The following is a 15314-nucleotide window of genomic DNA, read 5'->3' as shown; positions in this document are numbered from 1 at the left end:
AGACGCTGTTTATGCCTGTCGAAAATTTCTTAGAGACAAACTCACTTCCTTCCAATTAGAAACCTACATTGCCAAGCACCTATCTATTATTCGACCCAATCGAACATTCCGAAGAAAAATACGAAGCCAGCTACCTGTAAGTTTCACTTATAGAGTAACATAATAGTTGAAAAATAGGGTTAAAAAACCTCCTTTTTGTGCGCCCTAAATACAAAAACTATTCCCGTTTTGTCATGAACTGCTCAGACGGGAATAGTTTCTTTAATTGGTCAAATGCTTAACTTAATGACATTGGCTTGCACTCACTCCTTACTGCTATCGAAAGAATACAAAACCACTTCGCAAATGATGTCCCAATAAAAAATATCACACCAAAGTACATTCAAAATTTTCTCGATCAGCATGAAGAATGGTCACACAGCCAGAAATATAAAATAAAATCACTCCTAAACGTCTTCTTTGATAATGCCGTTTCTTTGGAAATGTTACCAGACAATCCAGCCAGAAAAGCAAAATTACAGAAACCCAAACTAACCATCGAAAAAATGGAGCAAACAAGAAATAAATGCCTTGAGCCAAACGAACTAAACGCTCTATTGACTGAGTTGTACAGAAAACCAATCACTTACAGATATGCCCTGCTGGCTGAATTTATGTCGCTAAATGGTTGCCGCATTGGAGAAGCTACCGCTCTCAAGGTCTCAAGCTACAACAAGGAACTCAAAACCGTTGACATCCATGCTACATTCTCAAGATACGACAAAGGACCAACGACAACCCAAACACTTGCCAGCTTTCGAACAGTCCACCTCACAGACAGAGAAGTTGAAATACTAGATGAAACTATTGAGCTGAACAGACTAGAAATCATTGCCAATCCTGACTGGATAAAATCTGATTATATTTTCGTTACAAATACTGGGCACTTCGTCCAAAGTTCAGTCTTTGCTAGATCTCTCCAAAGAGCAAATGAAAGACTAGATGAACCTATCCCGAAACATTTATCAAGCCATATTTTTCGTCACACAATGATTAGTAGGCTCGCAGAGCATAATGTTCCATTGAAAGCAATCATGGATAGAGCTGGCCATAGAGATTCTGGAGTTACTACGGAGATTTACACCCACGTTACTAAAAATATGCGAACAAATGCGGTTAAGGTACTCAATAGCATAAGCAAAAATAATAATCCATTTGCCCCTTATTTGCCCCCTGAACACAAAAAAAGACCCTAGCATAATAGCTAAGGTCTTTAAAACGTTGTTAAATCAACGATTATTTTTTAAGATTGTAGAATGATTTCAAACCACGGTATTCAGCAACTTCACCAAGTTGATCTTCAATACGAAGCAATTGGTTGTATTTAGCAATACGGTCTGTACGTGACAATGAACCTGTCTTGATTTGACCAGCATTAGTTGCAACTGCGATATCAGCGATTGTTGAATCTTCAGTTTCGCCTGAACGGTGTGATACAACAGCAGTGTAACCAGCTTCTTTAGCCATTTCGATAGCTTCGAAAGTTTCAGTCAAAGTACCGATTTGGTTAACTTTGATAAGGATTGAGTTAGCAGCACCTTCAGAAATACCACGTTCAAGGTACGAAGTGTTAGTTACGAAGAAGTCATCACCAACCAACTGAACACGTTTGCCAAGGCGTTCTGTAAGAGCTTTCCAACCATCCCAGTCATTTTCGTCCATACCATCTTCAATAGTGATGATTGGATATTTGTTAACCAATTCTTCAAGATAGTCGATTTGTTCTGCAGCAGTACGTTTAGCTCCGCCTTCACCTTCAAATTTAGTGTAGTCGTAGATACCATCTGCATAGAATTCTGATGACGCACAGTCAAATCCGATGAAAACATCTTCACCTGGTTTGTAACCAGCAGTTTCGATTGCTTTGATGATTGTTTCTACAGCATCTTCAGTTCCATCAAATTTAGGAGCGAATCCACCTTCGTCACCAACAGCTGTTTCAAGCCCACGTTCCTTAAGGATTTTCTTAAGTGTGTGGAAAATTTCAGCACCCCAACGAAGAGCTTCTTTAAATGTAGGTGCACCAGCAGGCACAATCATGAATTCTTGGAAAGCGATTGGAGCGTCTGAGTGAGAACCACCATTGATGATATTCATCATTGGAGTTGGAAGAACTTTAGTGTTGAAACCACCAAGGTAGCTGTAAAGTGGAACTTCGAGATAGTCAGCTGCTGCACGAGCTACGGCGATAGAAACACCAAGAATTGCGTTAGCACCAAGTTTTCCTTTGTTTGGAGTACCATCAAGAGCGATCATTGCACGGTCGATTGCTTGTTGATCGCGAACATCGTAACCGATGATTGCTTCAGCGATAACGTTGTTTACATTATCAACAGCTTTTTGAGTGCCAAGACCGTTGTAACGAGATTTGTCACCATCACGAAGTTCAACTGCTTCGTGTTCACCAGTAGAAGCTCCTGAAGGAACCATACCACGTCCGAAAGCACCAGATTCAGTGTAAACTTCTACTTCAAGTGTTGGGTTACCGCGTGAGTCAAGGACTTCGCGAGCGTAAACATCAGTAATAATTGACATTATGTTACTCTCCTTATGAGTTTAATATTTTTACACACTAATAATACCACAAACTTAACTAATAATCAAATTAAAAAGCAATTTTATGAAAACGAAAATCAATTTTCATTCATCGCTTTCCTTTTTACGCTTATTAAGAATTTCTCAAGCTTTTTTTCACGATGTGAGGTATAATTATCCTATCAAGAAATGAGGGTGACCCATGGAAGAATTAGATAAGAAAATCCTACAAGCCACTGGTGGTGAGTGCCGCTTTAATCCTGATGAACAGCGCAAGTTTTTAGGAACATTTGCAGAGCGCGTTGTTCTGTCTGTTAATCTAGCTGATGCGCGACTAGATGATCTACGTCAGCATTTCCCAGAGATTATCAATCACTTGCAGACTCAATCCTTACCACTGCAGTTGAAACTCTCTGCTGAACTACCTTTAAGTATTCAAATGGCTTATATGAAAATGGCTGACACTGCTGGCCTGAAAGCTACTGTCATTACAGAAACCAAAGGTAGCTCTCCATATGGACTAATCATTCACTCTGATCAGCCAGTTGGTCTTAATCAGACTGACGTGCGCCAGCTATTTCCCGAAATCTTTGCGACCGACCAAGTTGCTGAAAAGAAATCCTTCTGGTCCAAAATCTTTTGGTAAACTCTATGACTAATCTTGAAAAATTGCAGAGCTTTTTTGAAGCCGAAAATCTGCGAAATTGGACGACTTATGAATCGTTTATGCATGATAAGATCCGCTGGGAGCTGCATGGACAGCAAACAGAAGTTATTCAAGGAAAAAACCATTACTTGAGCCGAATAAAAGCAGCTTACGCTCAGTCTAATCAGCAGTTTTCTTGCCTGCATTATGAGTGCACAGTTGAGCAAGAACGCATTGTCACCCTGCTTAAAAATGATGCAGGTAAACTTTCCTGCGATATTTTTGAATTTGAGAATGGTCTTATTATCAGAGAGTGGGAATTTTTACTATGATAAAAGCGGCCTGAGGTCGCTTTTTAGAGTTTCAATAAGTTACCAATATTTTGCGCAGTGCGAATAAGATTGGATTTTGTTTGTGCAAATGTGTTTTCTAAACTGTCAACCGTTGAAATAATCGGGAAAACAGCTTGAATGTGGTGGTTTGGAAAGTCTGGTAAATCGTCCTTGAGACTACCACAAATAGCAATGATAGGAATTTGCTCGGGTGTTCGTTTTGCTACTCCAAAAGGAGCTTTACCAGATAAACTTTGTCTGTCCATGCGCCCTTCGCCAACGACAACGAGGTCAGCCTTTTGGACGCGTACGTCAAAGTCTAAGATATCCAACACAGCATCAATCCCTGAAAAGATTTCACCCGCTGCAAACGTCACTAAACCTGCAGCCATACCACCTCCAGCACCTGCACAAGCCATTTTTAAAATATCTGGATTAGCAAGCTGATAAAAACTCTGCATATCGGTATCAACCATTTCAAATTGATTTTCTTCCAGACCTTTCTGACCACCGAAGATATAGGTTGCACCATTTTCACCACAGAGAGGATTTTGTACATCTGTGATAATCGTCACTTTGACACCTGCTAAAGGATTTTCCTGAGGAGGGATAATCTGACAAATTTTTGCCAAATTGGCTCCTACTGCTTCTAGTGGCTGCCCATGTTCGTCAATAAATTGATAACCTAAGCCTGCAGCCATACCAATACCACCGTCATTAGTCGAGCTACCTCCAACACCAATCATTATTTCAGTCATTCCTGATTGTGCAAGTTTAACCAATAGTTCGCCAACACCTCTTGTCGTCAATGTTAAAGGTTGCCGTTCATTCTTTTGGACTTTTTCTAGGCCACAGACATCAGCCATTTCAAAAACCGCTAGGCTTCCCTTGCTGGCATAAGTTACGGAAACAGAATGTCCAAGTGCACCTGTAACTGACTGCGTTCGCATTTCCAAAGATAGACCATCAATCAGGGATGCTAAAGTTCCTTCGCCACCATCGCCAATAGGCATAAGATCAAATGTGGCATCTGGCAAGGATTTGCTGAATCCTTCCTTGAGAGCCTCAGCAACCTTAAGGGCGGATAGACTTTCTTTAAAAGAGTCAGGAGCAATGAGAATATGCATGGTAGGTCTCCTTAAATATGCTATACTACTATTATAACGAAATTAAAGGAGGTTAGCATGGAAAAATGGGACGCTTACCTAAAAAATGGGATGAAAACTGAACTGCTTTTGACACGTGGGCAACCTATTCCAGATGGGCTCTACCACTTAGTGGTGGATGTATTGGTTCAGCATAACGATGGAGACCTACTTTTCATGCAGCGCGCCCTTGATAGGCGCGGTTATCCTGGCTACTTTGAGGCATCTGCTGGGGGTTCAGCTTTGTCTGGGGAAATAGCAGAGCAGGCTGCCTTACGTGAACTGGAAGAAGAGACCGGCATTGTACCATGGGACTGCCGCTTGGTTAAAATCAAACGATATGATAATGATTCCTGTTTTATTCATACTTTCATCGCAAGAACTGACTGCAATAAGGAAGATATTCGTCTCCAAAAGGGTGAAACTATTGCCTACAAATGGGTACCACTTTCTGATATCGATAACTTCCTCAACACTCATAAAGTCATTCCGCGTCAAAAAGATTACATAACAACATTAACTACTCATGGTGCCCGCTAACTTCAAAGTACAATTGAAAGTCCAAATAGACTATACCGTTAGTGATGAAGCGATTATCAAATGTAACTAGCACCACGGGTGTACTATACAAATATAGTCTTATACTCAATGAAAATCAAAAGTAGCCTAGGAAACGAAGCCGACGATAGAACTTGAGTTCATCAAGGCAAGTTGACAACGAATAATTTTGATTTTCGAAGAGTATTAACATCGCTTCAGCTAGCCATACCAAGCCCTGACACGTCGCAGACTTCTATGAGAAATGAAAAGACAATCGCAAACGATTTCAAGTAAATCACATACGATTGTCTCTATACGTCGTCTTATCAAGACGATATATTACCTCATAACGCATAACAAATTTTACGAACACACTTCAGCCAAGAGTCATTAAAGTCGTCTATGCTCTACAACGATAACACCTTGTTTCAAAAATGGCTAGATAGGGGTGTTTTTGTGTACCTAAATTTCAAAATAATCAAATCTAAATCTTCCTGAAATCTGACTATTAATACAGGACCAGAAAATAGTTTGAGTTAATAAATCCCATTGTTCTCGACAATGCCCTAAAATTCAAACAAGCAGCTGAAACAAAGGTCTCAACTGCTTTCTTTTTAGTCTTATATTCTAATAAACTCGCACCACTACAATGAGATTGAATTAGAGTAGACTAATCAATTTTTATATTTTTGTCAAAGGTAAGGCTTCATCTGGAGAAGTATCGTAAACCATCATATCGCTCCCGACACCAAAGTCGGCCTGCATAAGATTGTTTTCCATGGTCATGTGAGCAAGTTCTTTTATGTTATTTTCCTTGCTGAGGTGTCCTAGATAAATCTTCTTGGTCTTATTCCCAATCGTTCGAATCATAGTCTGAGCGCCATCTTCATTTGACAGATGCCCTTTATCAGACAATATACGTTGCTTAAGACTCCATGGATAGCCTCCAGAACGTAAAATTTCGATATCATGATTTGATTCAATCAGATAACCATCTGCATTTTCAATCAAACCTGCCATACGATCGCTAACATAGCCAGTATCGGTCAACATCACGAATGATTTATCATCTTTCATAAAACGGTAAAATTGAGGATCAGCAGCGTCGTGACTAACACCAAAACTTTCAATATCAATATCCCCAAAAGTCTTTGTTTTTCCACGTTCAAAGATGTGCTTCTGTGCTACATCAAGTTTTCCAATCATATTCCGGTCATCAATAATTTTCCAAGTGTTTTCATTGGCGTAAACGTCCAGATGATACTTTCTCGCAAGCACACCTACACCTTTAATATGATCAGAGTGTTCATGAGTAATTAGGATTGCATCTAAATCCTCAGGTTTTCGATCAATCTCAGCTAAAAGACTGGTAATTTTCTTACCAGTCAAGCCTGCATCAATGAGAAGTCTTTTTTGTGGTGTCTCAAGGTAAAAACTATTTCCAGTTGAGCCTGATGCTAAAATACTGTATTTAAATCCCTTATCTGACATTTAATTTTCTTCTTCATCCTCCCATTCATCATCATAAATAGCAGAGTCTTTTTTATAAGGCAAAACAATGGTAAATGTTGACCCTTTACCATAAGTACTCTTAGCCCAGATAAAGCCTTTATGCTGTTTTACAATTTCTTTTGCAATGGATAAGCCCAAACCTGAGCCACCTTGGGCACGACTGCGTGCCTTATCAACACGATAAAAATGGTCAAAAATCAGAGGAAGGTCTTTCTTAGGAATACCAAGCCCCTCATCCGCTATAGAAATAATCAACTGAGTATCTGTGGTTTTCATGCTAACCGTAATTTTGCCACCATCTGGTGAATACTTAATGGCATTATTAAGAATATTATCCAGAACCTGCGTCATTTTATCTGTATCAATTTCAATCCAAATAGAATTTAAAGGATAGTCTCTGACAATCTCATACTGTTTGCCACTAATAGTATTCTGATTTTTAATCTGGTCAAAGCGATTTAAAATTGATGTCATAAAAGCGGTGAAATTGGTCATTTCGATGTCAAGTTGGATAGCCTGATTATCAATACGTGACAAATTAAGAAGGTCAGAAATCATTCGCATCATGCGGTTTGTTTCATCCAAAGATACCTTAATAAAACTCGGCGCTATATCTTCTTTTAGCGCCCCTTCATCCAGCGCCTCTAAATAAGATTTCACCGAAGTCAAGGGAGTTCGCAATTCATGACTAACATTTGAAACAAAGAGCCTACGTTCTCTTTCTTCCTTTTCTTGTTCAGTCGCATCATGGAGCACCGCAACCAAACCAGAGATAAAACCACTCTCACGACGATTCAGCGCAAAGCGAATACGCAAGGTAATAAATTCATCAAATTCATTACGACGGTTAATAACAAGCTCTGGTGTTTGAGAAACCAACTCATGATATGTATAAGCCCGATCGGTATTTAAGATATCAATGATATTCAACTTAATTGCTTCTTCACGTTTAAGATTCAGCTGTCGCTGGGCAGTTTCGTTAATCATAGTGATATTACCAGCACGGTCGGTCGCTAGCACTCCATCCGTCATGTAGGTCAGAATACTAGCCAAGCGATTTTTTTCCTGCGCCAGATTCTCATGCGTTAACCGAAATACCTTGGACAAATCATTGATATGCTGAGCTAATTCTACTAAATCAGGATCCCCAACAACATGAATGTCGTCTGTATAATTACCTGTAATCAATTCTCGAATTTTATCACTCAAATTACGAATAGTTTTAAAATTTCGATAATCCCGAAAAGCCAAATGTATAAAGTAAACAGCTACAAAACTTAATAAGATTAAAATGGCAAGTTCAAAAAGCGTTAGATTTCCAGCAATATAGGTATTAGTCATATACTTTCATAAAATAGCCCACACCACGACGAGTCAAAATATACTCTGGGCGACTAGGGACATCTTCAATTTTTTCACGTAAACGTCGAACAGTCACATCAACAGTACGCACATCTCCAAAATAATCGTAACCCCAGACAGTTTCAAGTAAGTGCTCACGTGTCATTACTTGCCCCATATGAGTCGCCAAATGGAAGAGCAACTCAAATTCACGATGAGTTAACTCAATTTCCTCACCATGCTTCTTTGCAACAAAAGCGTCTGGTAAAATTTGCAAATCTCCCACGCTAATTTCTGAGATATTATTAGCGTTATTGCTTTCTGCAACGGCTGTCTCAATTGTCTCTGTTCGACGCAAATGAGCCTTCACACGCGCTAACAATTCACGGTTTGAAAAAGGTTTAGTCACATAATCATCTGCACCAATTTCAAGTCCAATAACTTTATCAAACTCACTATCTTTGGCAGAAAGCATAATGATTGGAATATGGCTAGTTTTTCGAACTTCTTTGGCCACTTCCAAACCATCAAGCTCTGGTAACATTAAATCCAAGACGATTAAGTCTGGCTCTTCTTCTTTAAATTTCTCCAAAGCTTCACGACCATCAAAAGCGGTCACGGTATCGTAACCTTCCTTGGTCAAATTAAACTTAATAATATCTGAAATTGGTTTTTCGTCATCTACGATTAGAATCTTTTTCATCTGATACTTACCTTTCTAGGTTAATAGATAAATTCAACTGTGAAAATTATCTTTTTGATTAGCCACAAATAGCATACACTGCTGATTATACCAAAAAATCGCTTTAATTGGAAATTTTCACCCTGCTTGACATCATAAAGTAATATTTTATAAACTTTTAAGTTATTTAAATTTTCTGAAAATATTTGACAACTTTGTTTTCCTATGCTAGACTGTATATATTCATGTTATAAAATATGACAATTTAGAAGGAGATAATTATGGCTCTTATTGAATATAAAAATGTTGAAAAATATTACGGTGACTACCATGCCCTCCGCAATATTAATTTAGAAATTGAAAAAGGTCAAGTGGTTGTCCTGTTGGGTCCTTCAGGTTCTGGAAAGTCAACCCTCATCCGCACCATGAATGCCTTAGAATCTATCGAGACAGGAAGTTTGAAGGTAAATGGACACGAGATAGCTAATGCCAGCGTCAAAGACTTAGTTCAACTTCGTAAAGAAGTGGGTATGGTTTTCCAACACTTTAATCTTTATCCTCACAAAACTGTGTTAGAAAATGTCACTTTAGCACCTATCAAGGTACTCGGTAAATCACAAAAAGAAGCAGAAACCATTGCCGAACAATATTTGACCTATGTCAATATGTGGGATCGTAAAGATTCATATCCAGGAATGCTTTCTGGGGGGCAAAAGCAACGTGTAGCTATTGCTCGTGGTCTGGCAATGCAACCAGAGCTACTGCTTTTTGACGAACCTACTTCTGCTCTAGACCCCGAAACCATCGGTGATGTGCTAACCGTTATGCAAAATCTAGCTAAAGAAGGTATGAACATGGTAGTCGTAACCCACGAAATGGGCTTTGCTCGTGAAGTTGCTGATCGCATTATCTTCATGGCAGAAGGTCAGATTTTAGTTGATACAACTGATGTTCATGGTTTCTTTGATCATCCAACTGAGCCTCGGGCTCAACAATTCCTTAGTAGGATTATCAACCATACTAGCGAACGCGTTTCCAAGAAATAAGGAGGCTGCTCTATGAAATTAAAACAAATTTTATTCAGCTTAACGCTTGTATTTATGACCTTTATCTGTCTGTCAAACGTTGCCGCAGATAGCCAATCAGCCCAAATTAAAAAAATTCAAGATAGCGGTGTTCTAAAAGTTGGTGTCAAACAAGATGTTCCAAACTTTGGGTACTATAGTGCTGAATCTGATAAATACGAGGGTATGGAAATTGATATTGCCAGAAAAATTGCTAAATCACTGGGCGTCAAAATTGAATTTACACCCGTAACAGCTCAAACCCGTGAAGCTGTGATGGATAATGGTCAGGTGGACATCGTCATAGCTACCTACACCATCACCCCTGAACGTCAGGCCTCCTACAGTTTTTCTAACCCATATTATACTGATGAAGTCGGCTTTCTTGTCAATAAATCCAGCGGTATCAATTCCATTAAAGGTCTGGACGGCCAAACCATCGGTGTAGTTCAAGGATCCACAACCAAAGCTGCCATTGAAGAATATGGCAAGGCACATGATCTATCTTTCAAATTTGTTCAACTTGGCTCCTATCCCGAATTAGCTATTTCTCTCTATGCCAAACGAATTGATGCTTTTTCAGTAGATAAATCAATTTTGTCAGGCTATCGCAGTAAAAAGACTAAAATTTTAGCTGATGGTTTCAATACTCAGTCTTATGGTATTGCCTCTAAAAAATCAAATACAGAAGTAACCGACTACATTAACAATCTCATCTCCAAATGGTCTGAAGATGGAAGTCTGCAAAAAATTTACAAAAAATATGACCTAAAACCTGCTAGTACAGATAATAATTAAGAGAGGAATATAATATGACGATACTAACTTTCAGTCCTTTTGCCCTCTCACGTTGGGCGGACTTTTTCGCAAACTTTGGGGCGTTCGCTAAAGGATTTCTTTACACGCTAGGAATGTCCGCAGGAGCTCTGCTTCTTGCCCTAATTCTAGGAATTATATTTGGTGCCATGTCCTCATCAAAGAACAAAATTCTAAAAGGAATTGCCCGTGTTTATGTAGAGCTTTTCCAAAACACGCCACTTCTGGTGCAATTTGTTTTTGTTTATTATGGCTTAGCTATTGTGAGCAATGGCGTTATTATGATTTCAACGTTTTTCACTGCTGTTCTCTGTGTAGGAATCTACCACGGTGCTTATATCGCCGAAGTTATCCGTTCAGGAATTGAAGCAGTACCGCGTGGACAAACAGAAGCTGCACTCTCCCAAGGATTTACTTATAGCCAAACAATGAGTATGATTATCTTGCCCCAAGCGGTGCGAACTATTTTACCACCTATGACTAACCAAGTCGTTAATCTCATCAAGAATACTTCCACCGTTGCTATCATCTCCGGCGCTGATATCATGTTCACCGCTAAAGCTTGGGCTTACGAAACAACTAACTATGTGCCAGCATTCGCTGGAGCAGCCCTTCTATACTTTATCATGTGTTTCCCACTAGCAACTTGGGCACGCCGTAAAGAAGAAGCCAACAAGAAAAGTTATTCAATTTAGGAGGAGCCTTTCATGTCAGTATTTACGCCTACCAACATCAGCTTCATCCTACAAGGTTTGTGGCTGACCCTTTATATTTCCTTTATTGCCATTGTTCTATCCACTCTCATTGGAACAGTCCTCGCCGTTATGCGCAATGGGAAAAATCCCTTGCTCCGATGGGTAGCTAGCATCTACATTGAATTTGTACGTAATGTTCCAAACTTGTTATGGATTTTTATCATCTTTCTGGTCTTCCAAATGAAATCAACACCCGCTGGAATTACTGCTTTCACAGTATTTACTTCTGCTGCACTGGCCGAAATTATCCGTGGTGGACTAAATGGAGTTGACCATGGGCAAACTGAGGCTGGCTTGGCCCAAGGAATGACAGGCTTTCAAATTTTTATTTACATTGTCTTTCCACAAGCTTTTCGAAAAATGCTCCCAGCTATCATCTCCCAATTCGTAACAGTTATCAAGGATACATCACTTCTCTACTCTGTCATCGCCATTCAGGAGCTCTTTGGGAAGAGCCAAATCCTCATGGGACGTTATTTTGAAGCTGGACAAGTCTTTAGTCTCTACGCTATTATTACTGGAATTTATTTTATCATTAACTTTGCCATTTCAAGTTTTTCACGACGTCTGGCTAAAAAATGGGAACAAGCCGCTGAATAAAGCGATGCCATTTTAAATTTAACAACTCAAAGCTCTCAAAGAAGACCCTATGCAAGTCATTAATCTTCTCTGGGAGTTTTTACCTGCTGTACTCATACTTAATCAAACTCAGACTAATACTCTTCGAAAATCAAAATTATCCGTTGTTAACTTGCCTTGATGAACTCAAGTTCTATCGTCGGCTTCGTTTCCTAGGCTACTTTTGATTTTCATTGAGTATAAGTTTCCAAAATCTAAGGAGATTTGAAAGATTAAAGTGAAACAAATAGCGTCTGTGTATCAGCAATGAGGAGATTGAACCGTTATCAATTAAGAATCTGTATTCACAAGTGAAGTGCTTTTACATAAAAGATCGTTTTTCGCTAATCAAGGCAGGTTTTTGAAGGAATACTAACTGTATTTTGAAAAAAACTCTCCTTAGATGAAAGTGCCGAATTGTAAATACAGGTTCTAAGCCAACAAGGTTCATTTTTGAGTTTCAAAGAGTATAATTTTCAGAACCTAATCAAACCCACCAGTTCACACTAGTGGGTTTAATTGTTTTCAATGTAAAGAGATAGTTCGATCACATGAATTTGCAATTTCTTCATCATGTGTCACAATAACCACCGTTTTCCCTGATTCATTTAGTTCTTTTAGCAAGTTCATCACAATCCATTTGTTTTCTCTATCTAAGGAGCCTGTTGGCTCGTCAGCCAGAATAAGTTCACTTGGTTTAAGAATGGCTCTAGCAAGAGCTACTCGCTGCTGCTCTCCACCAGAAAGTTCATAAATCTTTCGATTTTCATACCCTTTCAATCCCACTTTTTCCAAGACCTTAGCAATCTCAGTTAACTTTTCTTTTTTATTCATCTTGACATAGGTCATTGCTAGTAACAGATTTTTCTCAACCGTTTCTGTCTCTATTAGAGCAAAATTTTGAAATAAATAAGAAATTTTCTCTCGAATAACTTTCTCAGAATTCCTAGAGTTGACCTTTATATTTTTCAGTCCATCAAAACTATAGTCTCCAGCTTGAAAATCTTCAATCAGACCAAGAATGTTCAGCAAGGTTGATTTTCCACATCCACTTGGTCCAACAAGCGCAACCATCTCTCCTTTTTTGATGTAGAAGGATAGCTGACTAAAGATTGTTTTACTGCCAAAATTTTTACTTAGATTGTTCACTTCTAACATGACTCACCCCTCCTTCAACATAATAGCAACTTGCTTAGACTCTATTTTCAGAATATGATGTATGCTCAATAGAGCATCTGCAAAAATTAAAAGCAAGACTGCTGGAAACATTATGACCGTTTGTTCAAGGATTCCAACAATAATAACAGTAACAGCATATATTAACAGCATCGCAAGGATATGTTTCTTATAACGATCAAAAAACTTCAAGCCAAGCAATTTTTTAATGGCTAAACTACTGTGCTCTGTATAAAAGATGATTGAATTTAAGGCATAAGCAACAAAAAGTTCAATCCCAAAAGTAAACAATAAAATACTTGCCATAATCACCAGAAACGTTTGACTAAATTGTAGGATTTGGTTAAATAAGTCTTTAATTTTGGTAAATTTTGGAATAAATACTTTGGATTTCTGTGCAACTAATTGCCCTATTTTTGCTTGTTCAATATTTCCACCTTTTATTTTTATCGGGTTTTCTAATTGCGTATTTGTCAACCTTACCTTTTCAAACCAAAGCATATTTTTAGGATTAACGACTAATAAGATGGGATTCTTTAATGTCTCTTCTTTGCCGAAATCAAAGGAAAAAGTTTCCAAAGGTTCAGAATAATAGATGATTTTGATTGGAATATCCGCTAGTTTTATATTCCCTTGCTCTTTTACTGAGTAAAGGTTAAATAAAATGGCTCGAAAGGCGGGTGATAAATCCTTTCCTTTTAAAGTATCAGGTACTAATATTACTCTTGTTGAAGCTGACTCGCCTGCGATGAAGTCCAACATCTTTATTTGCTTTAAATATTGGTAATTGACAGTTAAAATATCAAGATTATCTTGAAACTGATAGATTTCATTTTCTTTGTTATCAGTTAAGGTCTGACCTTTCTCATAGCTCTCATGATAAGTATAGATAACATTTGCTTCTTGTTCCAATGACTCATATAACTGAAAAAGGTCTTTTACTCCCTCGCCTGTATTCGTTTCTAAATCTACCTCTCCAGCTTGTGTTAGTGAATAATATTCCAAAGTAGAATAATCAAGATAATCATTCCATTGCTGGTAGCTTCTTTGCTGGCGGTACATGTCAACCACTACTGTAGAAGTATTTATCAACAAATATCCCATAACAATAAATACTAATATTTTTAAGCTGTAAATTAAGGAAACTCCAAATTTGAAGTCCGTGAATTTCTTCAACAGCTTACTAATGGTTATCTTAGATACTAAAAGATATAGCCAACCATTCACTGCGATGTAATAGAGTAAACATAGGAATTGAGCGACCGCTAATAATTGAAAAAATCCAGGTGGATATACTTCTAAAGTGACTAAAAAATAGATATTTATGATAGCGATGGATAGAATCATCCGACTAAGATCCCATCGAATTCTTTCATAAATAATCCTACCATTTGATAAGCCATTTAGTTTCATGATACCAAATGTATGTATGTCAGCAACCCCTAACGAAATAACAATGACTCCAATAATTAAAAATGATAGAGCCAGAAGGACACTATACAGTATCAAGAAACGATTGAACAAGCTTACACTGCTAAAAGCAGTCTCATGAAGCAGACTCTCTTTGTCAACTTTGTAAAAATTACTGATATCCTCTATTAACCCTTGAGTGTCAATAGAGGAATTCGAAATGGCTACGTAGTTCCCTAGAATCGAGTGACTCGAATCAGAGTAGTAATCCTCCATAGACTGAACGATAAGTTTGTTCTGAAGTGAGAAAGCTGGAATTTTCTTAATTTGTTTTTCTTCTCCAGACTTATAATTAGCATAAAAACCATCTTTGAGTTTTAGCTTTTTTTCGCTTGGTATAAAATAATCTGGAAAGCTATCAGCATAGATTTGAATGGATTTGACAATAGTATCATTATCATAATCTGTTCTGATAATTGATACCTGATATTTTTTGCTCAGTTCTTCTAAAAAGCTAAGATGCTCCTCTACCGTCTTATCTGTTTGAACTAAGTAAAAATTCTGAGTAAAACCACTTGCGTTTCCTAGGTTCTGTAGTCGCTGGTAATCTTTTGTCTGAAAAATATTGTAAACAAATAAACTGACTAAAATAGTAGCAACTACAGTAAATATGCTAATAATTTTCTTCACACTCTCTACCTCC

General features: G+C 38.1%; 15 protein-coding genes and 2 pseudogenes. 10 read left to right on the top strand and 7 right to left on the bottom strand.

Features of this window, described 5'->3' with window-relative positions:
• Positions 1 to 163 (top strand): annotated as a pseudogene (locus A3I7_RS14055) (IS4 family transposase); the annotation flags it as partial.
• Between the two features lie 133 nt (positions 164 to 296).
• Entirely contained in the window at positions 297 to 1235 is a 939-nt protein-coding gene (locus A3I7_RS12570; RefSeq protein ID WP_018375900.1) for a tyrosine-type recombinase/integrase, read from the top strand.
• A 40-nt stretch (positions 1236 to 1275) separates the two neighbouring features.
• Here the strand turns inward: A3I7_RS12570 and eno are convergent, their stop codons facing one another.
• Positions 1276 to 2574: a surface-displayed alpha-enolase gene (gene eno, locus A3I7_RS0106090; protein WP_018375899.1), complete on the bottom strand. Its 1299-nt coding sequence runs from the start codon at positions 2572 to 2574 to the stop codon at positions 1276 to 1278.
• 202 nt (positions 2575 to 2776) lie between these two features.
• Here eno and A3I7_RS0106085 point away from each other — a divergent pair, with 202 nt between their 5' ends.
• Both A3I7_RS0106085 and A3I7_RS0106080 read left to right on the top strand, forming a co-directional pair.
• Entirely contained in the window at positions 2777 to 3220 is a 444-nt protein-coding gene (locus A3I7_RS0106085) for a YueI family protein (RefSeq protein ID WP_018375898.1), read from the top strand.
• Between the two features lie 5 nt (positions 3221 to 3225).
• A complete protein-coding gene (locus A3I7_RS0106080; RefSeq protein WP_018375897.1) occupies positions 3226 to 3552 on the top strand; it encodes a nuclear transport factor 2 family protein in 327 nt (108 codons plus the stop codon).
• Between the two features lie 23 nt (positions 3553 to 3575).
• Here the strand turns inward: A3I7_RS0106080 and A3I7_RS0106075 are convergent, their stop codons facing one another.
• Positions 3576 to 4679, bottom strand: coding sequence for a glycerate kinase family protein (locus A3I7_RS0106075; RefSeq protein WP_018375896.1), 1104 nt, complete (start codon positions 4677 to 4679; stop codon positions 3576 to 3578).
• Between the two features lie 57 nt (positions 4680 to 4736).
• On the opposite strand from A3I7_RS0106075, the gene A3I7_RS0106070 reads away from it, so the two are divergent.
• Positions 4737 to 5237 (top strand): NUDIX hydrolase, encoded by a 501-nt coding sequence (locus A3I7_RS0106070; RefSeq protein WP_018375895.1) that lies wholly within the window; start codon positions 4737 to 4739, stop codon positions 5235 to 5237.
• A gap of 206 nt (positions 5238 to 5443) precedes the next feature.
• Positions 5444 to 5631 (top strand): annotated as a pseudogene (locus A3I7_RS14530) (IS110 family transposase); the annotation flags it as partial.
• 287 nt (positions 5632 to 5918) lie between these two features.
• On the opposite strand, the gene A3I7_RS0106065 reads toward A3I7_RS14530, so the two are convergent.
• Genes A3I7_RS0106065 through yycF form a run of 3 tightly spaced genes read right to left on the bottom strand, consistent with a single transcriptional unit; the run spans position 5919 to position 8793 of the window.
• On the bottom strand, positions 5919 to 6728 hold the full coding sequence (locus A3I7_RS0106065; RefSeq protein ID WP_018375894.1) for an MBL fold metallo-hydrolase: 810 nt from the start codon (positions 6726 to 6728) through the stop codon (positions 5919 to 5921).
• Complete coding sequence (gene vicK / locus A3I7_RS0106060) at positions 6729 to 8090, bottom strand: cell wall metabolism sensor histidine kinase VicK (protein ID WP_018375893.1); 1362 nt, start codon at positions 8088 to 8090, stop codon at positions 6729 to 6731.
• The gene (gene yycF, locus A3I7_RS0106055; RefSeq protein WP_018375892.1) at positions 8083 to 8793 is read right to left on the bottom strand and encodes a response regulator YycF; all 711 of its coding nucleotides are present in this window, start codon (positions 8791 to 8793) and stop codon (positions 8083 to 8085) included. Before yycF ends, vicK begins: the two co-directional genes overlap by 8 nt.
• 260 nt (positions 8794 to 9053) lie before the next feature.
• On the opposite strand from yycF, the gene A3I7_RS0106050 reads away from it, so the two are divergent.
• From A3I7_RS0106050 to A3I7_RS0106035, 4 genes are read left to right on the top strand one after another with little or no spacing between them, the layout of a single operon-like run.
• The gene (locus tag A3I7_RS0106050) at positions 9054 to 9818 is read left to right on the top strand and encodes an amino acid ABC transporter ATP-binding protein (RefSeq protein ID WP_018375891.1); all 765 of its coding nucleotides are present in this window, start codon (positions 9054 to 9056) and stop codon (positions 9816 to 9818) included.
• 12 nt (positions 9819 to 9830) lie between these two features.
• Complete coding sequence (locus A3I7_RS0106045) at positions 9831 to 10634, top strand: transporter substrate-binding domain-containing protein (protein ID WP_018375890.1); 804 nt, start codon at positions 9831 to 9833, stop codon at positions 10632 to 10634.
• Positions 10635 to 10648: 14 nt separating this feature from the next.
• Positions 10649 to 11347 carry an amino acid ABC transporter permease gene (locus tag A3I7_RS0106040; protein WP_018375889.1) on the top strand — a complete coding sequence of 233 codons (699 nt, stop codon included), beginning with the start codon at positions 10649 to 10651 and terminating at the stop codon, positions 11345 to 11347.
• 12 nt (positions 11348 to 11359) lie between these two features.
• Positions 11360 to 12007: an amino acid ABC transporter permease gene (locus A3I7_RS0106035; RefSeq protein WP_018375888.1), complete on the top strand. Its 648-nt coding sequence runs from the start codon at positions 11360 to 11362 to the stop codon at positions 12005 to 12007.
• 543 nt (positions 12008 to 12550) lie between these two features.
• Here the strand turns inward: A3I7_RS0106035 and A3I7_RS0106030 are convergent.
• A complete protein-coding gene (locus A3I7_RS0106030; protein WP_018375887.1) occupies positions 12551 to 13183 on the bottom strand; it encodes an ABC transporter ATP-binding protein in 633 nt (210 codons plus the stop codon).
• Positions 13184 to 13186: 3 nt separating this feature from the next.
• Positions 13187 to 15301: a hypothetical protein gene (locus A3I7_RS0106025; RefSeq protein WP_018375886.1), complete on the bottom strand. Its 2115-nt coding sequence runs from the start codon at positions 15299 to 15301 to the stop codon at positions 13187 to 13189.
• Between the last annotated feature and the right edge of the window lie 13 nt (positions 15302 to 15314).

This window comes from Streptococcus orisratti DSM 15617, assembly GCF_000380105.1.
Lineage (GTDB): Bacteria > Bacillota > Bacilli > Lactobacillales > Streptococcaceae > Streptococcus > Streptococcus orisratti.
The sequence above is the reverse complement of the archived record's forward strand: the minus strand, read 5'-3'. Positions and strand labels throughout refer to the sequence as shown.